25 protein-coding genes, 1 pseudogene and 1 riboswitch are annotated in these 26,651 nt (G+C 57.8%); of the genes and pseudogenes, 10 read left to right on the top strand and 16 right to left on the bottom strand.

Annotated elements, in window-relative coordinates:
• Positions 1 to 370: 370 nt before the first annotated feature.
• The 7 genes and pseudogenes from CORAM0001_RS05760 to CORAM0001_RS05735 all read right to left on the bottom strand — a co-directional run bounded on the left by CORAM0001_RS05760 (position 371) and on the right by CORAM0001_RS05735 (position 7,406).
• Positions 371 to 817, bottom strand: a complete 447-nt coding sequence (locus CORAM0001_RS05760; protein WP_040361323.1) for a sodium/glutamate symporter family protein — start codon at positions 815 to 817, stop codon at positions 371 to 373.
• 142 nt (positions 818 to 959) lie between these two features.
• Positions 960 to 1,904, bottom strand: a complete 945-nt coding sequence (locus tag CORAM0001_RS05755) for a trypsin-like serine protease (RefSeq protein WP_005510698.1) — start codon at positions 1,902 to 1,904, stop codon at positions 960 to 962.
• Between the two features lie 2 nt (positions 1,905 to 1,906).
• Complete coding sequence (locus tag CORAM0001_RS05750; protein ID WP_005510584.1) at positions 1,907 to 2,863, bottom strand: DUF418 domain-containing protein; 957 nt, start codon at positions 2,861 to 2,863, stop codon at positions 1,907 to 1,909.
• Between the two features lie 201 nt (positions 2,864 to 3,064).
• Positions 3,065 to 4,249 (bottom strand): acyl-CoA dehydrogenase family protein, encoded by a 1,185-nt coding sequence (locus CORAM0001_RS11510; protein WP_167317510.1) that lies wholly within the window; start codon positions 4,247 to 4,249, stop codon positions 3,065 to 3,067.
• A gap of 33 nt (positions 4,250 to 4,282) precedes the next feature.
• Positions 4,283 to 5,680, bottom strand: a pseudogene (locus CORAM0001_RS11505) (LLM class flavin-dependent oxidoreductase); the annotation flags it as partial.
• 39 nt (positions 5,681 to 5,719) lie between these two features.
• Positions 5,720 to 6,211 (bottom strand): flavin reductase family protein, encoded by a 492-nt coding sequence (locus tag CORAM0001_RS05740; protein WP_005510722.1) that lies wholly within the window; start codon positions 6,209 to 6,211, stop codon positions 5,720 to 5,722.
• A gap of 7 nt (positions 6,212 to 6,218) precedes the next feature.
• Positions 6,219 to 7,406 carry an LLM class flavin-dependent oxidoreductase gene (locus CORAM0001_RS05735; protein ID WP_005510647.1) on the bottom strand — a complete coding sequence of 396 codons (1,188 nt, stop codon included), beginning with the start codon at positions 7,404 to 7,406 and terminating at the stop codon, positions 6,219 to 6,221.
• Between the two features lie 146 nt (positions 7,407 to 7,552).
• On the opposite strand from CORAM0001_RS05735, the gene CORAM0001_RS05730 reads away from it, so the two are divergent.
• Together CORAM0001_RS05730 and CORAM0001_RS05725 are read left to right on the top strand one after the other, a co-directional pair.
• Positions 7,553 to 8,758, top strand: a complete 1,206-nt coding sequence (locus CORAM0001_RS05730; protein ID WP_005510590.1) for an ROK family transcriptional regulator — start codon at positions 7,553 to 7,555, stop codon at positions 8,756 to 8,758.
• 18 nt (positions 8,759 to 8,776) lie between these two features.
• The gene (locus tag CORAM0001_RS05725; RefSeq protein WP_005510608.1) at positions 8,777 to 9,274 is read left to right on the top strand and encodes a hypothetical protein; all 498 of its coding nucleotides are present in this window, start codon (positions 8,777 to 8,779) and stop codon (positions 9,272 to 9,274) included.
• Here the strand turns inward: CORAM0001_RS05725 and CORAM0001_RS05720 are convergent.
• Both CORAM0001_RS05720 and arsB read right to left on the bottom strand, forming a co-directional pair.
• The gene (locus CORAM0001_RS05720) at positions 9,271 to 9,699 is read right to left on the bottom strand and encodes an arsenate-mycothiol transferase ArsC (RefSeq protein ID WP_005510671.1); all 429 of its coding nucleotides are present in this window, start codon (positions 9,697 to 9,699) and stop codon (positions 9,271 to 9,273) included. The genes CORAM0001_RS05725 and CORAM0001_RS05720 overlap by 4 nt on opposite strands.
• Before the next feature lie 15 nt (positions 9,700 to 9,714).
• Positions 9,715 to 10,782 (bottom strand): ACR3 family arsenite efflux transporter, encoded by a 1,068-nt coding sequence (arsB, locus tag CORAM0001_RS05715; protein ID WP_040361320.1) that lies wholly within the window; start codon positions 10,780 to 10,782, stop codon positions 9,715 to 9,717.
• A 70-nt stretch (positions 10,783 to 10,852) separates the two neighbouring features.
• On the opposite strand from arsB, the gene CORAM0001_RS05710 reads away from it, so the two are divergent.
• Positions 10,853 to 11,191 (top strand): ArsR/SmtB family transcription factor, encoded by a 339-nt coding sequence (locus tag CORAM0001_RS05710; RefSeq protein WP_016423238.1) that lies wholly within the window; start codon positions 10,853 to 10,855, stop codon positions 11,189 to 11,191.
• A 41-nt stretch (positions 11,192 to 11,232) separates the two neighbouring features.
• On the opposite strand, the gene hisN is transcribed toward CORAM0001_RS05710, so the two are convergent.
• Both hisN and CORAM0001_RS05700 read right to left on the bottom strand, forming a co-directional pair.
• Positions 11,233 to 12,033 (bottom strand): histidinol-phosphatase, encoded by an 801-nt coding sequence (gene hisN, locus CORAM0001_RS05705; protein ID WP_005510593.1) that lies wholly within the window; start codon positions 12,031 to 12,033, stop codon positions 11,233 to 11,235.
• 10 nt (positions 12,034 to 12,043) lie between these two features.
• Entirely contained in the window at positions 12,044 to 12,904 is an 861-nt protein-coding gene (locus CORAM0001_RS05700) for an inositol monophosphatase family protein (protein WP_005510602.1), read from the bottom strand.
• A gap of 47 nt (positions 12,905 to 12,951) precedes the next feature.
• On the opposite strand from CORAM0001_RS05700, the gene prfB reads away from it, so the two are divergent.
• The gene (gene prfB / locus CORAM0001_RS05695) at positions 12,952 to 14,064 is read left to right on the top strand and encodes a peptide chain release factor 2 (protein WP_005510591.1); all 1,113 of its coding nucleotides are present in this window, start codon (positions 12,952 to 12,954) and stop codon (positions 14,062 to 14,064) included.
• A gap of 2 nt (positions 14,065 to 14,066) precedes the next feature.
• Here the strand turns inward: prfB and CORAM0001_RS05690 are convergent, their stop codons facing one another.
• Positions 14,067 to 15,440 (bottom strand): HNH endonuclease signature motif containing protein, encoded by a 1,374-nt coding sequence (locus tag CORAM0001_RS05690; protein WP_005510586.1) that lies wholly within the window; start codon positions 15,438 to 15,440, stop codon positions 14,067 to 14,069.
• Between the two features lie 428 nt (positions 15,441 to 15,868).
• On the opposite strand from CORAM0001_RS05690, the gene ftsE reads away from it, so the two are divergent.
• The 4 genes from ftsE to CORAM0001_RS05670 all read left to right on the top strand — a co-directional run bounded on the left by ftsE (position 15,869) and on the right by CORAM0001_RS05670 (position 19,719).
• Positions 15,869 to 16,558: a cell division ATP-binding protein FtsE gene (ftsE, locus tag CORAM0001_RS05685; RefSeq protein ID WP_005510639.1), complete on the top strand. Its 690-nt coding sequence runs from the start codon at positions 15,869 to 15,871 to the stop codon at positions 16,556 to 16,558.
• A gap of 48 nt (positions 16,559 to 16,606) precedes the next feature.
• On the top strand, positions 16,607 to 17,509 hold the full coding sequence (ftsX, locus tag CORAM0001_RS05680; protein ID WP_005510688.1) for a permease-like cell division protein FtsX: 903 nt from the start codon (positions 16,607 to 16,609) through the stop codon (positions 17,507 to 17,509).
• Between the two features lie 84 nt (positions 17,510 to 17,593).
• A complete protein-coding gene (gene ppk2, locus CORAM0001_RS05675) occupies positions 17,594 to 18,490 on the top strand; it encodes a polyphosphate kinase 2 (RefSeq protein ID WP_005510603.1) in 897 nt (298 codons plus the stop codon).
• A gap of 101 nt (positions 18,491 to 18,591) precedes the next feature.
• Positions 18,592 to 19,719, top strand: coding sequence for a 3-hydroxyisobutyryl-CoA hydrolase (locus tag CORAM0001_RS05670; RefSeq protein WP_005510615.1), 1,128 nt, complete (start codon positions 18,592 to 18,594; stop codon positions 19,717 to 19,719).
• 11 nt (positions 19,720 to 19,730) lie between these two features.
• On the opposite strand, the gene CORAM0001_RS05665 is transcribed toward CORAM0001_RS05670, so the two are convergent.
• Positions 19,731 to 20,687, bottom strand: coding sequence for a MinD/ParA family ATP-binding protein (locus CORAM0001_RS05665; protein ID WP_100066801.1), 957 nt, complete (start codon positions 20,685 to 20,687; stop codon positions 19,731 to 19,733).
• Between the two features lie 52 nt (positions 20,688 to 20,739).
• The gene (locus CORAM0001_RS05660; RefSeq protein WP_425265861.1) at positions 20,740 to 21,534 is read right to left on the bottom strand and encodes a YwiC-like family protein; all 795 of its coding nucleotides are present in this window, start codon (positions 21,532 to 21,534) and stop codon (positions 20,740 to 20,742) included.
• A 110-nt stretch (positions 21,535 to 21,644) separates the two neighbouring features.
• A riboswitch (FMN riboswitch) is annotated at positions 21,645 to 21,814 on the top strand.
• Between the two features lie 10 nt (positions 21,815 to 21,824).
• Here CORAM0001_RS05660 and pnuC point away from each other — a divergent pair.
• Both pnuC and CORAM0001_RS05650 read left to right on the top strand, forming a co-directional pair.
• Positions 21,825 to 22,544, top strand: a complete 720-nt coding sequence (gene pnuC / locus CORAM0001_RS05655) for a nicotinamide riboside transporter PnuC (RefSeq protein ID WP_005510692.1) — start codon at positions 21,825 to 21,827, stop codon at positions 22,542 to 22,544.
• 10 nt (positions 22,545 to 22,554) lie between these two features.
• A complete protein-coding gene (locus CORAM0001_RS05650) occupies positions 22,555 to 23,214 on the top strand; it encodes a hypothetical protein (protein ID WP_005510626.1) in 660 nt (219 codons plus the stop codon).
• Here CORAM0001_RS05650 and CORAM0001_RS05645 read toward each other — a convergent pair.
• The gene (locus tag CORAM0001_RS05645; protein ID WP_005510674.1) at positions 23,211 to 24,911 is read right to left on the bottom strand and encodes an FUSC family protein; all 1,701 of its coding nucleotides are present in this window, start codon (positions 24,909 to 24,911) and stop codon (positions 23,211 to 23,213) included. The genes CORAM0001_RS05650 and CORAM0001_RS05645 overlap by 4 nt on opposite strands.
• 24 nt (positions 24,912 to 24,935) lie before the next feature.
• Positions 24,936 to 26,582 (bottom strand): peptide chain release factor 3, encoded by a 1,647-nt coding sequence (locus CORAM0001_RS05640; protein ID WP_005510659.1) that lies wholly within the window; start codon positions 26,580 to 26,582, stop codon positions 24,936 to 24,938.
• Positions 26,583 to 26,651: the final 69 nt, after the last annotated feature.

The raw sequence follows: 26,651 nt of genomic DNA, 5'->3' as shown, positions 1-26,651 counted from the left end.
TCACAACCGGGCATTGAAGGGCGGTCATCAGAAATGCAGTGTGAGACGCTGCTCGATTAGTTGGCCTGAAGGTACATAGCTTGAGGGGTAGCTGGGTTGATTCTGGTCGATTCGCCTCAGCTCATGTACGCGCTGCTGGCTTTCGGTTTCACATATCGATGAGTTATTCACTTATGGCTACGCTGGAGCGCATCGATGGGTGAATCATGCATCGATAAGTGAGCGCAATACTGGCAAAACGGTTGGAAAACAGCTGGCAGACGGGCCTGGTCAGTCCACGGTGGGGTCGCAAATGTGGGTGGGTGTGGAAACTTCTACGAAGCCCTGGCTTTCGATTTCTTCAGCATGATTATCGGCGGAATCAACAGGGCTAGCCCACCGATAAGTGCGACACCACCGAATAGCCACACCAGTCTGGCGTATTGAACAGTGGGGCAAAAAATTTCACGCCAAGTAGCGCGAAGAAGCCCCACTGTGTCAGGTACATGTCCACGGAATAGGACCACATCGTTCGCGCGCGCTGGCGCACCTTGGCATCGAAATCCATTGTGAATGGCAGGGCACCGAAGAATGCCGCGATTAGAATGGTCGTGTAGTCGCCGAAATGCTCGCTGAACTGGATTATTCCCAAAGCGTTGGGGCCTAGCCGCAAGCCGAGCAAGCCCGCAGTAGTCGGTGCGGGGATGAGAAGCTTTTGGAACTGGGGGAGGAACCGTCTCATCAAATTACCGATGATGAGCAGCAGCGAAATCCAACCGATATCCATCAAGACGTCGAAGGGGGCCCACATGGATTCCAAGAAAAGGGTTAGAACCATAGGGATACGTTGCGATTGTATGTCAGCTACCGCGAGATTTTGAGGCTTCGGCCCCGGTTGAGCTCACTGCCTTCGCAGCAAAAACCACCTACCCAGTTCGTTTCTGGGAGGTGGTCTTGGTTGAGGTCAGATGGTTCTACTGTCATCCATTCCTAATGCGCGACCCAGCCGCCGCGATAATCACGCCAGCGCATGCGATGGCGAGGTAGGCCCACACGTGATCACCGCTGGTCTGAACGGTCTTTGGCGGAGCAGGAGTGTTCTCCGCAGTCAGCACACTTTCTGTGTCACGGCCGGAGGTGATGTCATCGATCCAGTCAGCAGTACCAGCGAGGGTAGTGATAGCTGCGCTGGGGGAGGGTAGGTCAGGGTCGCCATTGGAGGTTCCGGCGGTAGCGAGACCAGCGAGCTTTCCGTCGACGAAGAATGGGCCGCCGGAGTCACCGCCCTGCATACCCGCGCCAGAGACTGAATGTGCGTCCAGGATGGCGCTTTGAATCATTGGCATCATGGCAGCGTCGGCTGGGATGCTTTCTGTTCCAGCCGGGATCGACTCGGTCTGAGCTGCCCCAGGCGCAGCCTCGCCTGGGGCTCCTTCAGTAGGGCCTCCTCCCAGCAGCTCATTGACAACCATCTTGGTCATCGGGAGCTGTCCGGATCGTGCCATGGACGAGCTGCTGCTCCAGCCGTAGAGGGTTCCCGTCTGCCCAGGTGCCGGGATATCGCGGGAAACCTTCGCCGGGGTTGCGTCAGTGACCTTCTCGGTCAAGTGAAGCAATCCCGCATCAGACATGGGAGACAGCGCCCAGGAGTCGGCATTGTAGACCTTCCCGCCGATGCGGGCCTGGGTTCCTTCGTTGTTGACAGACTCCAGGCAGTGGCGTGCTGTGAGTACCCACTGATCGGCAACCAGTGTGCCGGTGCAGTCACCAAAATTGCCGACTTTGCCGATCTTCAGCGCGGCCACAGAACTGCTTTCAGTATTTGCAGGTGCGGGTTCGCCGTTTTCCAATGCAAGAGCTGGCGCCGCAGATAGAAGCAGGGTGCTGCTAACAATTGCTGCGATGGAAAAAGATGTTTTCTTCACGGTTATTTCCCTTTCCCAGAAGGAACAATGGCCTTGATTGCGGTGGCAACGAGTTTCTCGGCCGGGCCTTGTCCCACAAATTTCTTCCAGAGGCTTGCAAAGACGAGGAAGAATACGATGAAACCTGCTGCGGACAACGTGGAATGCAATGCCACATTCTGCTGCCAATAAAACGCAGTGAGAACGTGCAGGATGTAAATGGTCAGTGACATTGTTCCCATAGCCGCGAATGGGTAAACCACAGCTGGGAAGTAATCGCCTACGAACAGGCACAAATGCAGCACAATGGCGGCAACTGCGACGGAGAGAATGATTTCTCCGAAGACGCCGGTATGTCCGGTAAAGCGGAGCCAGCCAGCAATCTCGGAATCAAATCGGAAGTACATGCCGACGGCTGTGATGACAGCACTGACAGCGGTGACAATCCAGCTCAACTGAGCATTGGCGCTGTTCTCAGAGGTGGAAGTGCCTTGCAGGCGACTGCGTAGGTAGACGTCGTAAAGCAGCATGCCGCCGATGAAATATGCGATCCACGCGAGTAGCGGATAAATCTGCGGCAGCGTCATAGGCGCGTACTTGATTGTGGCGGCGATGGTTGCGGTGATGAAGAAGCCGACTCGCCACCAGGTTCCGAGCGCTGGCATCCAGGAAACCAGCATCATTACCAGGCCCATGATGACGAGGACCACCTGAATTTCTCCACCCACAGGCAATAGCGCTAGGCCGATGAGAATGATCAAGGCGCCGCGAGTGATCAGGCGCAAGAAGGTAGTGCTGCTGTAATTGCGGCCGATAATCATCATTGTGGCGCCGGCGATAATGGCGAACAGTGATGAGGGTAGGCCAGAGAGCACAACCTTTGTGCTCCAAAGTAGTGAGGCCATATGGACAATAATCATGCCGATGATGGCGAGTGAGCGCGCTATATCAAGCCCCACGATTCGGGAAGGTTTATTCACCCCGGATTTCTCCTTTACTACAACTTATAGGGAGGTGCTCTTTGGTAAAAAGCACTCTCTACAAACGGCGTATTGAAAACGACTTTCTAGTTGTAGCAACCGAACCTGACAATACATTAAGTGACTATGTGTAAATCATGGTGTTTCGTCTGTGTTTTTACTGGGGAATTCGGTGCGCTCAGGGGGGGCGTGCAGAGGAGATTAGGAGGCAGCAGTGCCGACTGTGTATTGAACCGCTTGGTGTCCGTCATTGAGCAAATCGTCGCCGACCAAGCGTGCGCGGTAGATCAACGGGTTGTGATTCGCAAGGACACGCGCATTGCGCCAGTGCCGATCCAGCCCATGAGTTTTCAGTGTCGCCGAGGCTCCACCAACTTCGAAGGCTTGCGTCGCGGCGTCCAAGATTAGGGGAGCAATAGTCAGCTGGGCTTTGAATGAGGAAATCTCAATATCGGCATAAATCTGATTGCGTTGCCCATCTCCTGCGGACTCAAGCTGCGCATAGGCGGCATCGAATTCTCGGATGAATCCCTCCAGGATGGTACGAGCCGCATAGGCCTTTGCCGCAATCTCACCAATGACCTGCTGCACCTGTGCATCTTCGCGCGGCAAAGATGCATTACCGTGGGAAAAAGAGCGACGACGACTGCGGACGTAGCCAGCGATGTCGCGCTCAATTGCATCACCGATACCGGCAAGTGTGGCCAAATGATGGGCCTGGGCCAGTGCCTGTGAAACTCCTGGAGCGAGATAATTCCGGTAGAGCACGTCCTGTGCAGGGACTTCGACCTGATTGAAGACGGTGGTGCCAGAGGCGGAGAGTTGCTGGCCGAAGCCGTCCCAATCATCTAGAAGCGACACACCATCTGCCCAGCGATCTACAAAGGCAAAGACATCTTCTCCAGTGTCGCTAATCCTGGCACGGACGTAGATGACATCACCGTACAGGCTGCCGGTGCTATAGAACTTGGTTCCATTCAGGACGAAGTTTCCGTCGTCAAGGCGAGTCAGCGTGGTCGTCACCTCGCCCGGAGCATTGTTGACCTCGGTCAGAGCGTTGCCGATGGCAACCTCTCCGGTGCCAACGCGCCGTAACCAGCGCTCCTTCAGTTCCTCATCCTGTGCTGCAAGAATCGACTCAACCGCTAGGAAATGCGGACGCAATCCCTGAGCAATATTGGAATCCGCCGCAGCAAGGGCGACGTACACGCGGAACGTGTCGCTCAAGGAAAAACCAAGACCGCCGTATTCTTTCGGTACCCGCAAGCGCGTGAACCCCGCATCCTTGAGTTTTTGTATCAGGGAGAGGTCGAAGTTGCGGTCGCTTTCGCGTTCGGCGGCAGTGGCGGCGATCTCTGCGAAAACTGGTTCTAAATCCGCGAGCACTTCGTCGACGTTTCGAGGGCGTGGCGTTCCGGTCGTTGAACCCGGCGCACCAAGGCGATAGGACGCCCCGCGATGCTCTTCGGGCAGGCGGTCGCCGGCACCGAATAGCTTGTGACGCAGGGAACCTGGCGAGTACTCGGTCTTATAGCGATTGAGTTTTTGCAGTTCAGGTACCACGTAGTCGACGATATCCGTGAAAGTGCCCGGTGTGATGGCGTAGGCCAAATTGAAACCATCGACGTCCGTGTCATCCTGCAGCTGAGCTAACTGCTCAGCGACCTGCTTACCCGAGCCGACCAACAGTGGACCGAATCCGCCGATCCCTGTCCATTCACCGAGTTTACGGATCGTCCACGCGCCATCAGCTGCGCCTGTGCCAGAGGAAATCGTGGCTGCAGTCGACTGGATTGCGTTGGATTCGATATGGGTAATCGGCTCATCGAGGTCATACTGTGACAGGTCCACGCCGGACCACCCAGACATAAGCGTCAACCCGCCAACTGCGTCGGTATACCCCTGATACTCCTTAAGCTTTGCAACTGCCTCGGCCTCGGTCTCGGCCGTGATAATCGTCTGCATTGCGAAAACCTTGATTGCGTGCGGGTCGCGCCCGGCAGCCTTTGCTGCACTGCGAATCTTTGCCACGGTCTTCTTCATCGCTGCAGGCGTATTGCTGTTGATAAAAACCGCCTCGGCGTTTTCTCCCGCAAAGCGCAGCCCTCTCGGCGATGACCCCGCTTGGTAAATCACCGGCGTGCGCTGCGTGCTCGGTTCCGTGATAGCAATGCCGGGAACATCGAAATACTTGCCGTGGTGGTTGATAGAGTGCACCTTGCTCGGGTCGGTGAAAACACCAGTGTCCTTGTTGTACTGCACGGCATCGTCTTCCCACGACCCCTCGAGAAGTTTATAGACGACCTCAAGGTACTCATCCGCTCGGTCGTAGCGCTCATCGTGAGGAAGCTGGTCTTTATTGCCCAGGTTTTGCGCAGCCGACGGCAGGTAACCGGTGACGACGTTCCAACCAACGCGGCCGTTTGTGAGATGGTCGATGGTCGCTAGACGACGGGCAAAGGGATAAGGGTGCTCATAAGCGGTACCGGCAGTAATACCAAAGCCGAGATGCTCGGTCGCCTGTGCCATCGCGGAGACGAGCAGAATTGGATCATTGACAGGAACCTGCGTGCCAGCGCGCAAGGTGGCTTCGTTGCTCGCGCCATAGACGTCGTAAGTGCCAAGTACGTCAGCGATAAAAAGGCCATCAAAGAGCCCTTTTTCCAATGTTTTTGCCAGCTCAACCCAATAGTCGATGGTGTTGTAGTCGCGGGCATGATCATCGGGGTGTCGCCATAGCCCGGGGGATTGGTGTGCAACGCAATTCATATCGAAAGCGTTGAAGAGGATCTGTCGTTGTGTCTGGCGCTCAGACATGGTCGTTGTGTCCTTTGGTTGGGAGCGTAGGGGCAGTTGTTAATGAGAAGTTGGGGCAACTGTTGTTACCTGGGAGCCGTGGAAGACCAGCGGGCGAGTGGTGCTGAATTCAGTGGCATCGTTGACCTTCAGCACGGCGAGAATGTGGTCTCCAAGGGGAATTTCCTCAACTACATGTGTGGTCAGCTGTGCGCAGCAGTGATCAAGGTGCACGGCGTCGCCGTCCGTAAACCAGCCAACTCGGTCAAATCGGTGTTCCTTGGGGCCGGCGAGTTGGCGAACTAGGTGAGCGTGGTTTTCGGTCAGCACACTGATGCCTACGGCGTCGGCCGTGCGAAGTCGTGGCCACGTGGAGGAGGTATCTTGGATAGCCACCCCGACGAGCGGCGGATCCAGGCTAATGCCGACAAAAGAACCTGCGATCATGCCATCCGGTTGACCGTCGACAAGCGAACCCAATGCGACGATTGACGTCGGCGCGTGAGCGAGAACAGTGCGGAGATGAGTTCCGGTGAGTGCGGGAGAAGTCATGTTTTTCCTATCGAGTTGCGGGGACGAAAGGTACGGCGTTGTTCTGAGATGTGCTGCGGCGGTCGTGGTTGGTGACATCGATGCCCAGGCGCTGTAATGCGGGGACGACGCCTTCGCCGACGTGGTAGGTCTCTTCGAGGTGCGGATAACCAGACAAAACGAAATGCTCAAGGCCGATGTGGCGATATTCGGCGATGCGCTCGGCGACCTCCTCGTAGGAGCCAACCAAGGCGGTGCCAGCTCCGCCGCGAACCAGGCCCACTCCCGTCCATAGATTCGGCGCAATTTCCAGGTCGCGGGCTGTTGCGCCCGTGGTGAACTGGCCGCCCTGGTTGTGCAGCTCGGTCATCCGACGCTGCCCCTCCGACTGTGAACGAGCCAGCCCCGCCTGAATGCGTGCGACAGTGTCGGGGTCGAGGTCCGCGAGTAGCCGTTCGGCAACAGCCCACGCTTCTTCGCTAGTTTCGCGGGCTATGACGTGCAGTCGAATGCCATAGCCCAGTTCCCGGCCCTCCTGATCGGCCTGAGCCTGAACGCGCGTAATCTTCTCTGACACTTTCTGCGGTGGCTCGCCCCAGGTCAGGTACACATCGGCATGCTTGGCGGCAACGTCAATGCCGGGTTTGGAAGAGCCTCCGAAGTAGATTGGCGGCGCGACCTGCGGGCGGGATTTCAGCTGTGCTCCCTCCACTGTTAGGTACTGTCCGTTGAAGTCAATGGGGTCTGGATTTGTGAGGAGATGGTTGGTAATTGTGAGAACTTCGTCGGCACGCGCATAGCGCTGCTGCTTGTTCAAGTGGTCCCCAAAAGCTCGTTGCTCGTGATCCTCGCCACCGACGACGACGTTGACCAACAAGCGATTATGTGAGAGGTCCTGGAAAGTCTGTGCCTGTTGCGCAATGATTGTTGGGCTGACTAGCCCGGGGCGGAGCGCGACCAAGAACTTCAGGCGCGTTGTCCTCCCAATGAGTGCTGCGGTGGTTAGCCACGCATCCTCGCACCACTGCCCGGTAGGAGTGAGCACGGATTCGAAGCCATTGGCCTCTGCCGCGAGTGCGAGCTGAGTTAGGTAGTGGAGATCTGCTTTTCGTTCCCCGATATGCGGATCGGTTCCGTGTCCGCCTGCCATGATGGCGCGCGAGTCGCCGTAGGTGGGAAGGAACCAATGAAGAGTTACGGTGTTGTTGTCTGCCATGCCAAGAAGTAGACCACGTGGTCTACTATGGGGTCGAGGATTTTTTACAACGTGAATATCCGCTGTTAGTGGCCTGTTCGTGGCGTCACGGGAAAAATAGACAACTCGGTACAAAAGGTAGACAGTATTGTCTATAATTCACTGGCATGGCAATAAGTACTCGAATCGCAGCCCCCGTTGCACAGGCATGCAACATCCAGTTCACTCAGCCTAGCCAGCCAATAGCGCGAGTAATGCACCAGATTCGAGTCATGCGCCAGCCCAGTCGTGCCACTCTGGTAAAAACGCTGGGCTATTCCCAGCCGAGCGTCACCCGCTACGTCAATACGCTGATTGATGCGGGGCTTGTCCGTACACAAATAGAGCCCGGCCACGACATCCGCGCCGGGCGCCCCGCAGAACAATTGGTCATAGACGGTCATCACCTTGTGGTCTGGGGTATTCACATCGGGGCACGCAGCACGGAAATTGTTATCAGCGATGCAGCTGGCCGAGTGCTGCGGGCTCAGTCAATTCCCTTGCGGATCATTGAGCACAGCGCCACCGATGCGCTGGGAAGAATCTGCCAGGAAGCGCACAAGCTCGCCCGCGGTCTCTCGCAGCCGGTAACGGTGGGCGTCGCGTTTTCTGAGCACGTGGACAACAGCGGTTCCATAACCTCATCCGTCTATGGTTGGGACGGTGTTGCTGCGGGCGAAATCATTGCAGATATCCTGGGTAAACCAGTTTTTGTCGCTTCCGGGGTCAGTGCAATGGCCGGCTCAGAGCTCGCGCACACACCGCTTGACGACGGTTCCTTGGTTGCCACCCCTCAAAAGAATGAGTCAACTCTTTACTTTTATGCCCGTGAGGTTATCGCCCATGCCTGGATCTTTCATGGGGCAGTACACCGGCCGCATAGCGGTGTGGCGCCTAGAGCCTTTTCCCAGATAGCGCAGTCAGGCACCTTTGAGGTGGAAGAAGGGACCCATCCGTTGGGGAACAGCGCGGTGGTCAATGCTGCTCGAGCACAGCGAATCCCGGCTACAAATCTTGCTCACTTAGTCGAGATTGCCAAGTGCGACAGCGTCGCCCGCCGCCTTCTCGATGAACGTGCCGAGCTCCTCGGGCGCATAGTCCGATTGGCCATAGATATTGTCGATCCCACAACCGTGGTTTTTGCAGGGGACGCTTTCACAACTGATCCCCAGGGAGTGCAATTGATTGCACAGCAATTGCGTCGTGAAGCACATGGACCCAGCGACCTGCGGATTCAGCGCGCCAGTCAATCAATCGTGCGGGATGCGGCAAGGGCAGTGGCCACGCATCAGCTGTGGCAGAATCCCCTCGGAACTCTCAAGGCTTATGCGTAACCTGGGTGCATGAGATCAATGCTGACGAGTTTCACCTGGTCCGAGGTGCCAGGCGTCTTCCTCGCGTATCTGTTAATCATTGCCATTCCCACTGTCCTCGCATGGGTAGGTACCGCGTGGCTGGCCAAAAAGTACGGTGAGCGCATCGCCTATGGTCACACGGTTTTCGTCTTTGTCGCCGCATTCTTAATCTGCTTTTGTACGCTCGCGTGGATGCCCGAGGGCGAATACAACTACTCGCCATGGCAGGTTTTCTGCAGCGGCTTTGCGATGGTCGTCCTCACTGCCGCTGCCATGATGCGCGTGCCCGCCCCAACTCTGAACCTGCTGCCCACCTGGTGGGCTGCCGTCGCCGGCTACGCCCTGTGCTGGAGCATCATCGCCGGCACCGACGACGCCACCGGGCTTTGGGGAGTCGGTCTGATATTCCTGCTCCTCGGTCTCATCGCAGGCGTCGGCGCAGTCGTGTGGCTTACGCTGGCGATAAGGCGGCTTTTGTTGGATTCTGCCGCTTAGGGATTCTTAGTGGAACGGACTTCGACAGCTAACTCGTCGATACGGCGCTCGAGGTCATCGCGAATCAGGTCCATGCGTTCTTTTCCGTCGATGCCTCGTTTTGAAGGCTCGTCAGTAAGCCAACGCTCGAGTGAGCCTTGAGCGTCCGAGGGGAGCTCTACATGAGCGGCATCGCCGATGATGACAACACGATCTGCAGTCCGGAGAATCGTGGGGTCAATCGGCTTTGGTGATGCACCGTCCATAGAAGCGCCGATTTCTGCAACTGATTTGGCTGCAAGCGCATTGGTAGTAGTTTTGGGGTTCGTTCCTGCTGAAAGGGCGATGAACTGCGTGGCATATTTTGCACGCGCAATGGCCTCGGCCATCTGGGATTTACCGGCATTTGCCACGCAGATGAAAAGTACCTTCGGGATTTCCTTCATTTCAGAATCCTTTTTCTATAGTTTGTCCGGTACGGAAAGGTCATTGGGGAATAGGCGTGGCCTGAGCCAGCGGGTGACGTAGACAAGTGCAACGAGTACGGGTACTTCAATAAGTGGTCCAATCGTTCCCGCAAGTGCTTGCTGGGACAATGGGCCGAAGGTGCCAACCGCAACCGCAATTGCCAACTCGAAGTTATTTCCGGCGGCCGTAAAGGCAATCGATGCGGAGGTTGCGTAGTTCATGCCCGCGGCCTTGGCCGAAGCGAGAGCGATCGCGAACATGGCGAGGAAGTAGATCACTAGTGGTAGTGCCACTTTCGCAACGGTCCAGGGATTCTCAAGAATCTGCTGTGACTGAAGCGCAAAGAGCAACACGATTGTGTATAGAAGGCCGGCAAGTGCCAATGGTGAGATTTTGGGCAAGTACTCATTTTCATACCAGTCGCGACCACGGGTGCGTTCACCAATTATGCGTGATGCCGCGCCAGCCAGAAGTGGAATACCGAGGAATACCACTACGGATAGTGTGATTGCCCAAAAAGAAAAGGAGGCGGAAGTGGTTTCCAGTCCCAACCAGGAGGGCAGAATCTGCAGGTAGAACCACCCTAGAGCGCCGAACATGAAAATTTGAAATAGCGAGTTTACGGCCACCAATACGGCAGCGACTTCAGTATCGCCGCAAGATAGGTCGTTCCAGACCAAAACCATTGCAATGCAGCGGGCGAGACCGACGATGATCACGCCAGTGCGCAGTTCTGGACTATCACTGAGGAATATCCAGGCAAGGGTGAACATCAGTGCGGGGCCGAGAATCCAATTGAGGAAGACTGTGATGCCCATCAGCTTCCTGGATGTCAAAATTTTGCCCGTTTTGTCGTATCGAACCTTTGCGAGCGGTGGGTACATCATGACCAGCAAGCCGATGGCGATTGGTACGGAAATTGTCGCAATTTTTGCCTCGGCCAGCCAGTCCACAAGTGACGGTGTAATTTTGCCCAGAATGAGGCCAATTGCCATTGCAGCTGCAATCCATAGCGGCAAGAAGCGATCTAGGAAGCTGAGTGACTTTGTAGTCTGTGTCATAGTTTCCGGTGTAATCAATATATCGATGATTGTCAATATATTTAGAGGGGACCGTGTAGCCTCAACAGGTATGGACGAAATCTCAGAATGCTGTGCACTTGGCGGTCGGCCTCTCGACGCGGCGGAAGCGCAGGCTGCGGCAACGCTCTTCAAAGCGCTGGCGCAACCGGCGCGCCTGCAAATTTTGTCTCAGCTCGCTGCCGCTGGCTGTAGTCCGATGACCGTGGGGGAGCTGGCCGCTGTTTCTGGGCTTAGTCAGCCGACGGTGTCGCATCATTTAAAGACCATGGCGGATGCCGGGCTGCTAACTAGGTCTAAGAGTGGACGGGTGGTAACCCATGAGGTACGCCCTGAGGTATTTGCTGAGCTGCGACGTATCCTGGATATCGGTCACGCGGACGGGAGATAGCGAGCCGCTCGTCGCAAATTGCGATAGGTTGGAAACCCTGTTTACCCGTCCAGGCGCTTGACGACGGAGTCGTGAAGCAACCCATTCGTCGCAACCGCGTCCCCGCCGTGTGGGCCATCAACTCCCGCTAGGGAAGTGAAGCGGCCGCCAGCTTCCTCCACCAGGATTGCAAGCGCTGCCAGGTCCCACAGGGAAACCTCCGGCTCCGCGGCGACATCGACCGCGCCCTCGGCCACCAGGCAGTAGGAGAAAAAGTCGCCATAGCCGCGCAGACGCCAGGCGTCATCGGTAAGACCGATGAAGTTGTCGCGCAGATTGCGCTTGGCCCAGCCGGTGAGCGAAGAGTTGGAAATTGAGCAGTCCGCGATGTCTGCGACCTTCGAGACCTCAATGCGGCGCTCGGTGGCTTCCCGGCCACCGACCTGCACGCGCTTGAACGCGCCGTCGCCCTTAGATGCCCACCAGCGACGGCCCAGCGCAGGAGCGGAGACCACGCCGACAACTGGCTTACCGTCTTCCAACAGAGCAATCAGGGTGGCCCAGACCGGGACGTTGCGCACGAAGTTCTTGGTGCCGTCGATGGGGTCGATGACCCACTGGCGACCCTCAAACACAGCTTCGCCACCAAATTCTTCGCCGAGAACCTCATCGCTTGGACGCTTGTCCGACAGAATCTCGCGGAGCAGCTTTTCGCACGCGATATCGGCATCGGAGACCGGTGTCAGGTCGGGCTTGGACTCGACGACTAGATTGGCCGCCTCGAAGCGGGACATAGTGAGGTCGTCGGCTGCGTCGGCAAGCGAGAGTGCGAGGGCGAGATCTTCGGAGTAAGAGGTGGTCATGGCCGAAATTCTAGCGCAGAACCTCACTCAGCTCTGCGACCTGGCCACTCGAGCCCGCAAGCTTCCAGCGCCCCACCGACGTGCATTCGCCGCCTGCACCCGTAATAAGCGCGTATCCAGGCAGCCAGTCCCAGGCGGCGACGTCGCGCTGGAACCACACGCCGACGCGGCCGTCGGCAACGCCGGCCATATCCACCGACGCCGAGCCCAGCATGCGCCAGGTAGCGCTGCGGGACACCGCATCCAACCAGGACTTTGTGGCTGTGACCTCGGATTCCTCGCTCGAGTTCACCACCGTGGTGTGGAGGTAGGTAGCTGCGCAGACTTCCGACAGCGGGTGATCAGTGACCCGGAGATCGTCAACAGTGCCGTCGATGTTGATACGAGTGGTCGGGAGGTCGGGGCCACCGACCCAGCTTTCGCCCGTGGCCGGACGGTGCACGGCGCCGAGGATGACCTCATCCGGATTGTTCGCATCGCCCATAACCAGCGCCAATGCGCTGCACCAGTAGTCCGAACCAGTGGTGAAGTTGTAGGTGCCATCGACAGGGTCAATCACCCACGTGCGACCAGTCTGGGACTCCTTCGCCGACCCCTCCTCGCCAAGAATGCCGTCCTCCGGGCGGAGCGCGGCCAAAGCCTCGACGACGAACTTCTCCGCTGCGCGGTCGGCCGCGGTGACGACGTCGGAAATCGATGTCTTGTACTCCGTGACCAGGCCTTCGTCGCGCATGCGAGCGGCAATGGCAGCGGCACGCTTCACGATGGCAACCGCAACACTGGTATCCGATGCCACAATCGACTCGGATACTTGGGAGAGAAAGAGTTCTAGGTCTTGGCTGGAATCTTGGCTGGCGGTGGATTCAGACATACGTCCTATTGTGCACCGAAACAGGCGGTATAGCTAAGGTAGTACCCGTGAACCCGGATCTGAATGCTGACCTCAAAGAACTCGACGCGACGCTGACCACCATTGAGAAGGTGGTCGATGTCGACGAGCTTTCCGACCGGATCAGGGAGCTGGAAGCCCAGGCCGCCGACCCGTCGCTGTGGGATGACCCCGACCACGCGCAGCAGGTCACCAGCGCACTGTCGCAGGCACAGGCGAAGATGAAAAAGATTGATTCTCTGCGCGGGCGCCTCGACGACCTTTCCGTGATGTACGAACTCGCGGAAGAGGAAAGCGACTCCGACGCCGTCGAGATGGCCGACGCCGAACGCGCAGAGCTGCGTGCCGCCATCGAATCCCTCGAGGTCACGACGATGCTTTCGGGGCCTTACGACGAGCGCGAGGCGGTCATCAACATCCGCTCCGGTGCCGGTGGCGTGGATGCCGCCGACTGGGCCGAGATGCTCATGCGCATGTACCTGCGCTGGGCCGACAAGCACGGGCATAAGGTCGAGGTTTACGACACGTCCTACGCTGAAGAGGCCGGTATTAAGTCCGCCACTTTCGTCGTCCATGGCGAGTACATGTACGGCACCCTCTCGGTCGAGCAGGGTGCGCACCGTCTGGTTCGTATTAGTCCTTTCGACAACCAGGGGCGCCGCCAGACTTCCTTCGCTGAGGTTGAGGTGCTGCCGGTTGTGGAGGAAACGGATCACATCGACATCCCCGAGTCAGATTTGCGTATCGACGTCTACCGCTCCTCCGGCCCTGGTGGGCAGTCGGTGAACACCACGGACTCCGCGGTCCGACTTACGCACGTCCCAACCGGCATCGTGGTGACCTGCCAGAACGAGAAGTCGCAGCACCAGAACAAGGCATCTGCCATGCGTGTTTTGCAGGCGAAGTTGCTGGAGAAGAAACGCCAGGAAGAGCGCGCGGAGCTGGATGCTCTCGGCGCAGGCGGCAATGCCTCGTGGGGTAACCAGATGCGCTCCTATGTGCTGCACCCGTACCAGATGGTGAAGGATCTACGTACCGAATACGAAGTCAACAACCCACAGTCGGTCCTCGACGGTGACCTTGACGGTTTCATTGAGGCCGGTATTCGCTGGCGCATGGCTCAGCAGTCCGAAGGGGAGTAGCGCTAGAAGGGCGGTTCGTCTTCGGGCGCTTCCGGGGTTTCCGGTGTTTCCGGTTTGCTGGGCTCGTCGGCTTCTGCGTTTCTCTCGTTTTTGTTCATTCCCAGTTCTTCGCGTGCCTGGTTTGTCAGCTCCTGTGATTCGCGGAGGTTTTCCAACCTCTGCTCGTTGTACTCTTTGAGCGTCTGCGCTTTCTTTGTCTTGCGCAGGTCGAAGGAGTAGCGACCGTGGCCGGAGAGCGGCCCTGATTCTGTGCTGATGAGCGCAGCTTTTTCGGAGCTGTGATCAGTGGCGGAGGTCCAGTACTCCACACCATCGATATCGCGCACGACATGCCAAAGACCGGCCGTTTTTAGATTGTGATGGCGGCGGCATAGGCAATGGAGGTTGGGCGTTTCGGTTTGGCCACCTCCTTCGGGATTCTCGTGGTTATACGGCTGAATGTGGTCGATGTCGCACTTCGTTGCATCGACATCGCATCCGGGAAAGCGACAGGTGCCGTCTCTGCCTTGGACGTAAGTACGCTGTCGCTCTGTTGGCGAGTACTTTTCCGTTTTCTCGTCCGCTAGTAGCCGGATGCTAGTGACCCGATCGAGCCAGGATTCAGTGGCGATTTTGTTGATCCACCCCAGGCCTCCGATCCAGGCTTCTTGGGGCTTGTCTTGAGTAAGTGGGCAGTACAGATTCAACGTGGCGGTGACCTGAGCAGTCCCGTGCAGAAGGTGTGAAAAAGCCTCGACGAAGTTGCAGTCTTGATCAGCGGTGATTTCTTCCAAGACTTTCTGAAACTCAATTGCCCGCTCAGGCATCAGTTCCATGGTGACTTCAGTGAGGTTGTCCTTTAACTCGAACTTTATAGATTCGCCAGCTTTTTGCTCGATGCCTTTTTGAAACGAAGTAATCGGCGGGTCGTACTCATTCTTAGGGCGCAATAGCGGGCTGACTTCATTAATAAGTCGCTGAATATTCTGTTGAAGGCTCCGAACTCCGCGAAGAACTTCACCATTGACTCTCGGTGTGATCAGCTCGAGGAGATGGTCTTCGAAATATTTCACAGCAGAGGCGTCATCCAAGGGAAGGATGGCCGTGGCGATGACCCGCATGTGGGGAAGCGGTAGCTGTGCGCGTTTGAGCAGTAGCTCTTTCAACCGCGGGAGTCGCTCTAGCTGCATCCCAACATCGATGTATTGGAGAGTTCTCCCACGTGACATGCCAAGAGCTGGAGCGATTTTGGCGATGTAATCTTCGACATCTTTTGTTGAAGAAGAGGGAACACAAGCAAGGGCAAGCTTCAAGTCAGCTCGATTTCGGTCAATTCCAAGACGTGCTGGTGCTGTTTGAGAAATCTCATGGTGAAAACGTGGCGCTGTTGCTTCCATCGCCGCAGCGTAAGTGCGTTTCCGTGGTATATGTTCCCCGCTGGCCATTGTTGAATCCCCCTGAAAGATAAGGCCTGGACGTTGAAATGTTGAAATAAGGAAGAGATAGGGAAAGTATTTTCGACTAACTCTGAGTGTCAATTTCCCGAGCTTTAAGCAGCTCGGCGACGTTATTTGGTGTTTTCAATCCTCGTGTTTAATCTTTCATGACTCATTTTAATCGAACATGTAAGCGAAGTAAAGGGGTATTTAAAGATTTTTTAGGGAAAATAGTTTCGAATATCGCTACGGCGTGAGCTTTCGTGTGGTCGCACGCTCTGGGGGGTTAGCGTTCGCCGCTGCCCGTCCCCATAATCCCGCCATCCCGGCGCCTAGTTTCGCACATTCCAGAGTGACTTGAGTGGCTTAAGTGATTAGAGTGTCTATTTATGATCACTTTCGACGGGGTTACCAAGTCCTATTCGACTTCTAGCCGACCAGCTCTCGACGACGTTTCAGTCCACATAGATAAAGGTGAGTTTGTCTTTCTCATTGGACCGTCGGGCTCTGGTAAGTCGACCTTCCTGCGCCTTATGGTGCGTGAAGAGAAAGTGGATTCAGGAAAACTCACGGTTGCAGACCAGGATCTGACCAAGATTTCTCGCCGCAACATCCCGAAATTGCGTCAAAAGGTGGGGTATGTCTTCCAGGACTTCCGCCTTCTGCCAAAGAAGACTGTGTACGAAAATGTCGCGTTCGCGCTGCAGGTGATTGGTAAGTCGAAGGCGAAAATCGACAAGGCAGTTCCGGAAACGCTCGAAATGGTCGGGCTCTCGGGTAAGGAAAACCGCTACCCGCACGAGTTGTCCGGTGGTGAGCAGCAGCGGGTTGCCATCGCTCGCGCCTTCGTCAACCGCCCGCTCATCTTGCTTGCCGACGAGCCCACCGGCAACCTCGACCCAAGCACCTCCGGTGACATCATGCTCTTGCTTGACCGCATCAATCGCATGGGCACGACCGTTATCGTGTCGACTCACGACAACGATGCTGTCGACTCCATGCGTCGCCGCGTGTTGGAGCTGGAGCTGGGGCGTCTCGTGCGTGACGACGCCACGGGTGTTTACGGCCTGAACAATTAGCAGACAGTCCATCGGTAGAAGAACTCATTCGAAAGGTATTACTGACCTATGAAGACTCGCTTTGTCCTCGGTGAGGCTTTCTCCTCCTTGGGCCGAAACGTGACCATGACAATTGCCATGATTATTACGACTGCGGTGTCATTGGCACTGCTTGCGACGGGCATCCTGGTTACTGAGCAGACCAGCCGCACGAAGGATCTCTATCTCGATCGAGTAGAAGTTCAGGTCGAGCTGAATGAACAAATCTCCGCTGAAGACCAAACTTGCTCCTCGCCGGAGTGTGCTGAGGTCGTCGCCAAGCTTGAAGAGGCTGACGGCATTGAATCGGTTACTTTCCGAAATCGTCAGCAAAACTTTGACCACTTCGTGGAGATGTTCAAGGACAGTGACCCCGTGCTCGTGGAAAATGCGACGCCGGAGTCGCTGCCGGCACTCGTTATGGTGCGTCTGTCTGACCCGACCGATGTCAGTCCGCTGGATTCAATTCGTGAATTACCGCAGGTTGATCACGTCACTGACCAGCATGAAGAAGTCGGTACTGCTGCGCAGAACTTGGATTCGGTGCGAAATGCCACATTCCTACTGGCGGCGGTGCAGGCCGTTGCCGCTGTGTTCCTGATTGCGAACATGGTGCAGATTGCGGCGTTCTCGCGTCGTAAGGAAGTTGAGATCATGCGGATGGTCGGTGCCAGCCGTTGGTTCACGCAGGCGCCGTTCGTCCTCGAGGCTGTGATTGCGTCGCTGATTGGTGGTGTGCTAGCCATTGGTGCGCTGTTCTTGGGCAAGGCGACGGTCATCGATCCGGCGCTGAGTAACCTGTACAAGGCACAGCTCCTGGCGCCGCTGACCAACGGTGATATTGGCGTGGTAGCGCCGATTGTGGTCGTTATCGGGATGGTCTTCGCCGGCCTTGTTGCGCAGGTCACGCTGCGTCTTTACTCGCGTGACTAAACTCCGCATCCACCACTCTTTGAGTGGCCCTCGGTTAAACCCGCCGAATAGGGTCATGGCCAGGCGCCGGGTAAACTGTGGACTATGAATAATGACGATGTCCAGCGCCCACCGAAGCTCGACAAGAAGGCTTATGAGGCCGAGCTCAAAAAGCTCCAGGCGGAGCTCGTCGAAATGCAGCAGTGGGTGGTAGAAACCGGTGCCCGAATTGTCATCGTGATGGAGGGTCGTGACGCTGCCGGCAAGGGGTCGGCCATTAAGCGCATCACGCAGTACCTGAATCCCCGTACCTGTCGCATTGAGGCTCTGCCGGCTCCGACGAGCCGCGAGCAGGGTCAATGGTACTTCCAGCGCTACGTCGAAAAGCTGCCGACTGCCGGTGAAATCGTGATCTTTGACCGTTCCTGGTACAACCGTGCCGGCGTAGAGCGCGTCATGGGCTTCTGCACCTCGCAGGAGTACCGTCGCTTCCTGCATCAGGCTCCAATCTTTGAGCGTCTGCTGGTGGAAGATGGCATTATCCTGCGCAAGTACTGGTTCTCTGTTTCGGACGAGGAGCAGGTTGCCCGCTTCAAGTCCCGTCGTGAGGATCCACTGCGCCGCTGGAAGCTCTCGCCGATGGATCTGGAGTCCATCACCCGCTGGGAGGATTACTCCCGTGCAAAGGATGAGATGTTCATCCACACCGATATCCCGTCCGCACCGTGGTACACGGTTGAGTCTGAGGATAAGAAGCGTTCGCGTATCAATGTCATCAACCACCTGCTGACGACGATTCCGTACGAGCACATTCAGCGCGAAGTGCCGGAGATTCCGGAGCGCCCGGAGTCGGAAGGCACCTATGAGCGCCCGCCACGCACCGAGTTCCGCTATGTACCGGATGTTGCCACCAAGCTTGAGGCTGACCGTCTGAAGGGTGAAGGCAAGTCCGGGAAGAAGGGCAAGAAGCACAAGAAGGACAAGAAGAGCAAGAAGAAGTAGCTTCTTAGTCTCAGTGAGGTTCTGGTCGGCAGAACCTTCGCAGCAGGACCTTTCCCGTCAGAACCTTTCCCTAGTTAGTTATCTGTGTCACACTGGGTGGCATGACTGCTACTGATAACGGTTCTGGCACTGCACGCACCGAGGTCGATGAGCCAAAGGTGCTGCGAGAAGTCCACGGGCGATCTGGTCACCTTCGGCTGAATAGGCCGAAGGCACTAAACTCGCTCGATTTGGATATGGTCACCGAAGTCGTCGAGGGGCTCCGCGCATGGCGTGACGACGACTCGGTGGACCACATTGTTGTTTCATCCGGTCACCCCAAGGCGTTTTGTGCCGGTGGTGATGTGCGCGCAGTTCGGCAGGCTGTGCTCGATGGCGTTCCGGAGCAGGGGGAGAAGTTTTTCCGGGATGAGTACGAGATGAACGCGTTGATTGCGGAGTTCGCGCAGTCCAAGCCATATATCGCAATTATTGATGGCATCGCTATGGGCGGTGGCCTGGGTGTTTCCATGCACGGCTCCCACCGAGTCGTGACTGAGCGTGCCAGCGCTTCCATGCCCGAAATGGCAATCGGCTTTATTCCCGACGTTGGCATTACTCACTTTTCGCAGCATGTGAACACGCGGTTGGGAGGGCCCTCGTCGGCAATCGCGCGGTTTACGGGGCTGACCGGTTACCGCCTAACTGCTGCGGACATGCTGTGGGCTGGATGGGCGACACATACGGTGCCATCCGCACAGCTGGACGAGTTTGTTGCGGCCCTGGACCGGGATGGGATTGATTCGGCGCTCGCGGAGTACGCGCTCGATGTGGACTCAGCTGAGGCTCGTGAGCTGCTCGGGGATCCGCAGTTGGCTGAGTGGAGCGACTGCATTGAGGCTTGCTTTGGGGCTGATACCTGGGCGGAGATTGAGCGAGCCCTCAACGAAGCCACTGAGGCGGGCTCCTGTGCATCGTCAACAGTGGAGACCTTCCATGATCTGCTGGCACCTGCCAACCCGGAGAGTCTCGTGGCAGCCGTGGAACTCTATGCGGCTAACTCCGCCCACGAGGTCACGCTGCAGGAGGCTCTTGACCGGGAGATGAAGCTTGGCGCTTACATGCGTCAGCACCCCAATTTTGCCGAGGGCGTGCGGGCAGTGTTGGTGGATAAGGACCGCGACGCCGCCTTTAAACCCGCTACCGCGCAGGAAGTCGACGTCGAGGAGATTCGACAGCACCTGCGTTAGCGAGCCCTGCGTTAGACAAAGCTGTGGCGGCCAGTCGTCGGCGCGAAATCATCGGCAATCATGGCCGCCAACTCGAGATAACTCTGGGTGGTGGCCGGCTGGAGATTGTCCAGCTCGATATTGGCACCATTCGCGATATGCGGATCATAGGGGATTACCTGCACTGCGCGGCAGCGCTGGGCAAATAGCTCGTGCACGGTCTCTGTGGACAGCCCCTGTTTATTTAGCTCATTGACCACCACGACAGTGGTAGAGACCAACCGTTCGAAGCCGTGCGCTGAAAGCCAATCCAATGTCGTCCAGGCGCTTTTCACGCCGTCCAGTGCGGGCGTGGTGACCAGCACCAGACAATTGGCCGCAGACAGAATCGAAGCGGAGATGGGCTGCGTCAGGCCGGTACCGCAGTCTGTCAGGCTCACGTTGTAATGCCGCCGAAGGATGTCGAGGGCTGCGCAGTATTCGCCGTCGGAAAGCGCGATAGTCGATGTCGGATTTTGGTCGCTGCCGACAACCTCCAGCCGTGATGGCGTGTGTGATGTATATGCGCGGACCTGCGCGTATTTGTCCGTATCCGGGGCTCGGAGCAGATCGCGAATGGATGCGGGATTGGCTGCGGTGACGCGTGCGCCGAGGGTGCCAAAGTCCGGATTCGCGTCGATTGCGACGATCCGGTCACTGCGAAGGCTCGCAAGTGTGGCGCCCAGGCACATGGTTGTCGACGTCTTGCCAACGCCGCCCTTCACGCTGATAACAGCGATGTTGTAGTCACCGTAGATAGGCTGTCGCACCCGCTCTATCAGCTCGCGTTGCCTGCGTGCCGACGACGATTCCCGCGGCGAAATTGCGCCCCATGTGGCCTTATGAACCCAGCTGCGCCAGCCCGACTGTGGTGCCGGCCGTGAGTTCAGGCTAGCGGCCAAGTCTGAGACGGAAACTGCGTGATTGACTGCGTGTTTGGTGGAAGTCATAGACTTCATCCCCTCCCCCAAAAATCCCCAAAGTATGTCCCCGCCGTTGTTTTTACCACGCGGCCAGAACGACGGCGACTCCAAAGATGGCATCGAGGATTCCGACCTGTTTCGGAGTCCACGGCCGAGCGCGGTGAGCGCCAGAGATTGGCATGGCAAAAGACCTGATGAGAAGCCCAAACGCGACGATGGGCACACCGAAGCTGATGAGGTCCCGGTCGTGGAGGAGAAACCACCCGATGATGGCCGCGGCGGTAATGAGAACGTGGTACGTGACTGAGCCGATGAGCCACTGGCGGTTGCCGCGCTTGCGAATCATAGTTTTTACATAGGGCACGGTGCCGACGAAATATCCAGCGTAGATAGCCGCAATTGCCCAGGCTTTCGGGGTTGGGCCGGCGATGATGGGCACCATGAGGCTAGCGGCCAGAACGGTGGAGACTCCAGAGAGAAGTGAGCGCGGTCGGCGGCGGTAGGTTTCCCAAATAGCGATAGCGGCAAGAGGGGCGATGAGGGCGACCCAGGTGAGGAGGGTAGCGTCGGCAAGCAGTGCGATGCAGCCGGTGACGGCGGTGAGCACGGCGTATGTGGCGGCGGGTGCGAGGTGGCGGCGTTGGTGACGAGAGCGGAGCCAGACGCTGACGGCGAAGAATGCGAAGTATCCGAGCATCCAGGTTGCGGTGACGGCAAGGCCTGCCCATGTGGGGTTGAGGGCGAGAGCGGTCAGCGGGGGAATGGTAACCATGAACCAGGCGCCGTGCTGGTCCGGAACCCAGCCAGCGGAGCGCTTGTGGTGGGAGCGGCGGGCGGGGCGGGAAGGACGTGGCTGGCGGGGTTTTTGGCTCATACTGCGCATTATAGATACGTAATTTAGTTCGGAGCTGTATTGGAACTTCATATTGAAACCTCATTGAATAAAATGCACATGCGCGCAAGGCGACAGTGCTAACGTTGAAATCGCATTCTCAGGGCGAGGTGAAATTCCTCACCGGTGGTGATGCTGCGGCTGACGCAGACAAGTCCACGAGCGCCCTGCCTGTGGCCAGAAGGGTCATCAGGTAGGGGACAAGCAGATTTCGGTTGGAATCCGAAACCGACGGTCATAGTCCGGATGAAAGAGAAGGAGTTGAATAATTCGTGGAATACGTGTCGGATTTTTTGGTGGGTTTCCTCACTGCACAATTCAGTGTGGCGGGAGCACCAATCTTGATTCGTGAAATTGTCGGTAACCTCTTTGGCCTCGCATGTGCCTTCCTAGGCATGAAGCGCAAGGTATGGGCTTGGCCGGTCGGCATTATCGGAAATGCCTTGCTGTTTACCGTCTTCCTCGGCGGAGTTTTCCACACGCCGCAAAATCTTGATCTCTATGGCCAGGCGGGGCGTCAGGTCATGTTTATCGTCGTCAGCCTCTACGGGTGGTTCAGCTGGGTCAAGAGCCGCAATCAGAGCGGTGACGAGGTCGCAATTGAGCCGCGGTGGGCGACGGCGTCGGAACGCATTGGGATGCTTGCAGTCGCCATTTTCGCGACAGTCATCTGCGCTAACGTGTTTGAGTTGCTGGGGTCGTGGGGGCCATGGGCCGATGCCTGGATTTTCGTCGGTTCGATGTTGGCGACCTGGGGTATGGCCCGCGGTTGGAACGAATTCTGGCTGATTTGGATTGCCGTTGACGCCGTGGGAGTGCCGTTGCTGCTCAGGGGCGGCTACTACCCGTCGGCGGCGCTGTACCTCTTCTACGGTTGCTTCGTTATTTGGGGCTTTGTCTCCTGGGTTCGCCTCGAGCACCAGAGCGACAATGACCAGCAGAAGAGCTCCGAGACCGACCAAGTACCGGCTTTGGCGGCAGCCGAGCGGTAGGATAGTCCAGGTGAGCTTCCGACCAGATAACTCCCGTACCAACCGCGCCCATCAAGCCGAAGAGCGTGCCCGCAGTCTCGTGCAGGACGTCCTCGACCGCGAGGAGCGGGTACGCAACAATCTGGCCAGCGCTGATGTCGACCCGTGGACGATGCGTTTCGTCGTCGATGAGTCGATTTCTGAGGGCGCAATCATCACCTGGCGCAATGAGGCCACTCGTGCCCGCCGCCTCATGCGCCGCTACGACATTCAACGGGGCTACCGCGAGAAGTTGCGTGAGGTTGAAAAGCGCATCGATGCCATGTTGCACCTCGCGGAATCGCTGGAGGAGTCGTGGGACGCCGCGGCACACGCCTCGAAGAGGCTTTCCGACGCGGAGGCCCGCGATGTTGCCGCCTTTGAGCGTGAGCGCGAGCGGCAAAATGACGCGGCAGAGACTAAGCGTCAGCGCGAGGAGAAGGTCCGCAAATTCCGTCGGAAAGCGGAAAATATTGCCGCCGATGCCTGGGATGCCGGCCGTGACGCGCTGGAGAAGCTGCCCCCGCTGTCGTCTTCGTTGAAGGACATCGCGGCCAAGTTCCGTTCGCGGGGCTCGGAGGAGGAACCGCGCGAGGTACGGTGGGCGACTGCTCGCGATCTGCGCAAGGAGCCGCCGCTACCGGAGGACTAGTATTCCTCGGACTTAGCTGCCTGAACCACTTCGGTGAGCTTGGAAATCTCCTCGTGAGAAGGCCTAATATCTGGGTGCGTACGGCAGTAGTCCAACAGCAAGTAGCCGGCCGTGCGAATGCGACTATGCCCATCCCAGTGTGGAGCGGCAGTTTCAGGATTGTTCGTGGCCAGAGAAGAGATGGCCTGGCGCTCGCTGAGCAGCTCATACTGAAGATCGCGACGAATATCGAGTGCCTGATTCGGAGTGCCGGTTAGTAGCGCGCCGAGAAGTGCGCCCATCTGTCGATAGCAGCGCGGAATGTGACGCAGGTAGTGCTTCTCAATGCTCTCGGTTGGCCAGAAATGCAGGGCAGCGAGAGCCAGCGCGCAGGCGATACCGACTTCCAAGACACGATCGGTCACAATCGGTGCGAGCTCGCCAGCGACGTTTCCGCCCAGCAGCAGCGCCAGCGGAGTGGTGACGATTGTCGTCAGCGCATAGTTCTTCACCACGAGAACCTCCGCGCCGAATTGGCAGGCTGCAAGCGCGATAAGCAGCGTCCAACTGTCCAGGCCGAAGGAAAACAGCAGCGTATAGAGGAAAATGCCGATAATCGAGCCCACCATGCGGTGAATCCCTCGGATCGAACCAGCGGTGCGGTCGGGACCCCACTGCAGAATCATCAATGCGCTGACCACCGCCCAGTCAGGCCGGTCAAGACCGACTAGCACGCTGATGAGGCCGGCTAAGCCGCCAGTAATAGCCACCTTTGTCGCAGTCATTGACGCATGGGAATAGCGATCGAAAGAGCGAAAGATTCGGTAACTCACGCTTGGTCGCGCGAGTGGAATGGTTGTCTGTGTCTCGTCGAAGAGGTTAGGCGTGTCCACGATGTCCACAGCGCTGCCGTGCACGCCCAAGCGTCCGCGGATAGCAATCAGCCGCTGATGAGCGGCAATGACACGGTTGACCAGTTCCGTATGGGAGGGCTTGACGATCTTGCTGCCACGGATGATGCCTGCGTCGGCAAGCGATTCCCATGCGTCGGTGAGTGCAGTTTGTGCCTGGTGATGAACGGCGAACGACGTCGAGTCGGATTTTTCCATCGCCTCGATGGCTGATTCAAGGGATTGGACAGCTGCCATCTCGGGACCATGCGGATTCCACAACCGCGGTGCCATTCCGATGACTATCGCGGAAAGCACACCAACGGTAGCCCACATGGCGGTTTCAACCGGGTTGAAGCCAAGGCGGGCGACCATTGTTGTGCCGCCGGAGACCATCACAATGAAGAATGAACCTGGCGGTGGCAGGCGCAGTGCGTTTTGGATGAAAGCGCCGATGGTGGCCAGTATCGTCGTAAAAAGCGCAATGAGCAGCAGCCATAGATTGCTGCCGCCGGAAGCGATCTCACTGTGGACCACTGAGCCGACAAAACTGCCGGACATAACTCCGGCGATCAGGCATAGCCCGGCGATGGACATCACGCGCAGACGACTGCGGTAGGGGTGACCTTCGCCATAGATGACCACACAACCACCAGCGGCGATAAGGAGCATCTCCGAGCCATGTCCGGTGAGAAGTGCCACGGCACCCGGCAGGAATAGCGCGAGTGCTGCGCGGAGGGCACCTGGCCATCTCTGCGCACGGGAGTGGAAGGCAGTAAAAAGCTGCCATGCACTTGGCTGCGGAGGAAGCTCAACCGGTTGGCTCAATGTTGGTGAAATCTCCTTAAAACTCTAGTCCGCGACCAGAGTCTCTAGCGTGAACTCCGGGTGCTCCTTCTCAATGAAGGACAGCTTCCACTTGTCGCCGAAGAGGGCGATGAGGGCGCCGTCGGAACGGGTGAAAATCTCCACGCCGCGCTGCTTCGCCAGCTCAGGCGCGGTCTCTTCGTCCGTGCGGCGGGCGACGGAGTAGGGGATGGGCTCGGCGATGGCCTCGACGTTGTACTCGTTTTCCATGCGTGCCATCATGACCTCGAACTGCATCGGACCGACCGCGGCCATCACCGGGGCGGCATCGCCGCGGGCATCGTTGCGCAGAATTTGCACCACGCCCTCGGCATCGAGCTGATCGACAGCCTTGCGGAACTGCTTGTACTTGCCCAAGCTCTTGGCGCGCAGGGTGCGGAAGTGCTCTGGCGCGAACTGCGGCATCGGCTTGAATTGAACCTTGCGACCCTCGTAAATCGTGTCGCCCGGCGCCAGTGAACCCGCATTGACCAGGCCGACAATGTCGCCCGGGTAGGCCGTCTCCACAGTTGAACGTGTCCGGCCGAAAACGGTCAAAGCATACTTTGTGGAGAAACTACGTCCCGACTGCGCATGCGTGACCTGCATGCCGCGGTCAAACTCGCCAGAGACAACGCGCATGAACGCCAGCTTGTCGCGGTGGTGCGTATCCATACCCGCCTGCACCTTGAACACGACGCCCGAAAAATCATCCGTCGGTTCGCGCTTTTCGACGATAGCCCCCTGGCCGCCAGCCGCTGCAGCAGCAACGGCAGCTGGGTCGGACTCGCGGGCACCAGGTGCCGGAGCCAGCTCGCAGAGAGTGTCCAGGATCTGGTGGACACCCCAGTTCAGCATGGCAGAGGCGAAAATCACCGGAGAGGTGTCGCCAGCGAGGTACATCTCCTGGTCGTGGTCAGCGCTATCGGCGGAGAGCAGTTCGGACTCCTCGGCCGCTGTCTCCCAGGCGTCGCCCTGCTCTGCGGCGGCCTCATCTGGGGTGAGGTGACGCTCAGCGGCAATAGTGGCGCCACCTGCAGTGCGCTCGAAGCCAATGAACTGCTTGGCTTCACCGTCCTCACCGCGCTCCAGCAGACCGCGGAAGTCGCCGGCCTCACCGACTGGCCAGTACAGCGGAGTCGGCTGCAGACCAATCTCCGCGACAATCTCATCCATCAACTCCAGGGGAGCCTTACCCGGGCGGTCCCACTTGTTGATGACGGTGACAATCGGAATTCCGTTGGACTTACAAACCCGGAACAGCTTCAACGTCTGAGGCTCGAGACCCTTGGCGCCGTCGACAAGCATGACAGCGGCGTCGACAGCGGTGAGCACACGGTAGGTGTCCTCGGAGAAGTCGGCGTGACCAGGCGTATCGACGAGATTGATCATGTACGGCTCGCCGTCGTGCCCCTCTGGCTGGTACTCGAACTGCAGCGCGGAAGAGGCAATCGAGATGCCGCGATCCTTCTCCATGTCCATCCAGTCGGACACAGTCGACTTGCGGCCGGCCTTGCCGTGGACAGCACCGGCCTCGTTAATGACATGAGCGTGCAGCGCCAGCGCCTCGGTGAGCGTGGACTTACCGGCATCCGGGTGTGCGATGACGGCAAATGTGCGGCGGCGTGCGGCTTCTTCGGCGAGAGTGGTCACAGGGAAACTACGCTTTCCTTAAAAAGAAAATCGGAATAAGGGAATCGGGTTCAACCTTTCTAACTTACC

Origin of the sequence: Corynebacterium amycolatum SK46, from assembly GCF_000173655.1 — a bacterium.
Lineage (GTDB): Bacteria > Actinomycetota > Actinomycetes > Mycobacteriales > Mycobacteriaceae > Corynebacterium > Corynebacterium amycolatum_A.
The sequence above is the reverse complement of the archived record's forward strand: the minus strand, read 5'-3'. Positions and strand labels throughout refer to the sequence as shown.

Coding starts and splice junctions, on each gene's coding strand:
- CORAM0001_RS05760 (WP_040361323.1), bottom strand. CDS start 817: ATGGTTCTAACCCTTTTCTTGGAATCCATGTGGGCCCCCTTCGACGTC.
- CORAM0001_RS05740 (WP_005510722.1), bottom strand. CDS start 6,211: ATGACTTCTCCCGCACTCACCGGAACTCATCTCCGCACTGTTCTCGCT.
- CORAM0001_RS05735 (WP_005510647.1), bottom strand. CDS start 7,406: ATGGCAGACAACAACACCGTAACTCTTCATTGGTTCCTTCCCACCTAC.
- CORAM0001_RS05730 (WP_005510590.1), top strand. CDS start 7,553: ATGGCAATAAGTACTCGAATCGCAGCCCCCGTTGCACAGGCATGCAAC.
- CORAM0001_RS05725 (WP_005510608.1), top strand. CDS start 8,777: ATGCTGACGAGTTTCACCTGGTCCGAGGTGCCAGGCGTCTTCCTCGCG.
- CORAM0001_RS05720 (WP_005510671.1), bottom strand. CDS start 9,699: ATGAAGGAAATCCCGAAGGTACTTTTCATCTGCGTGGCAAATGCCGGT.
- arsB (WP_040361320.1), bottom strand. CDS start 10,782: ATGACACAGACTACAAAGTCACTCAGCTTCCTAGATCGCTTCTTGCCG.
- CORAM0001_RS05710 (WP_016423238.1), top strand. CDS start 10,853: ATGGACGAAATCTCAGAATGCTGTGCACTTGGCGGTCGGCCTCTCGAC.
- hisN (WP_005510593.1), bottom strand. CDS start 12,033: ATGACCACCTCTTACTCCGAAGATCTCGCCCTCGCACTCTCGCTTGCC.
- CORAM0001_RS05700 (WP_005510602.1), bottom strand. CDS start 12,904: ATGTCTGAATCCACCGCCAGCCAAGATTCCAGCCAAGACCTAGAACTC.
- CORAM0001_RS05690 (WP_005510586.1), bottom strand. CDS start 15,440: ATGGAAGCAACAGCGCCACGTTTTCACCATGAGATTTCTCAAACAGCA.
- ftsE (WP_005510639.1), top strand. CDS start 15,869: ATGATCACTTTCGACGGGGTTACCAAGTCCTATTCGACTTCTAGCCGA.
- ftsX (WP_005510688.1), top strand. CDS start 16,607: ATGAAGACTCGCTTTGTCCTCGGTGAGGCTTTCTCCTCCTTGGGCCGA.
- ppk2 (WP_005510603.1), top strand. CDS start 17,594: ATGAATAATGACGATGTCCAGCGCCCACCGAAGCTCGACAAGAAGGCT.
- CORAM0001_RS05670 (WP_005510615.1), top strand. CDS start 18,592: ATGACTGCTACTGATAACGGTTCTGGCACTGCACGCACCGAGGTCGAT.
- CORAM0001_RS05665 (WP_100066801.1), bottom strand. CDS start 20,687: ATGACTTCCACCAAACACGCAGTCAATCACGCAGTTTCCGTCTCAGAC.
- CORAM0001_RS05660 (WP_425265861.1), bottom strand. CDS start 21,534: ATGAGCCAAAAACCCCGCCAGCCACGTCCTTCCCGCCCCGCCCGCCGC.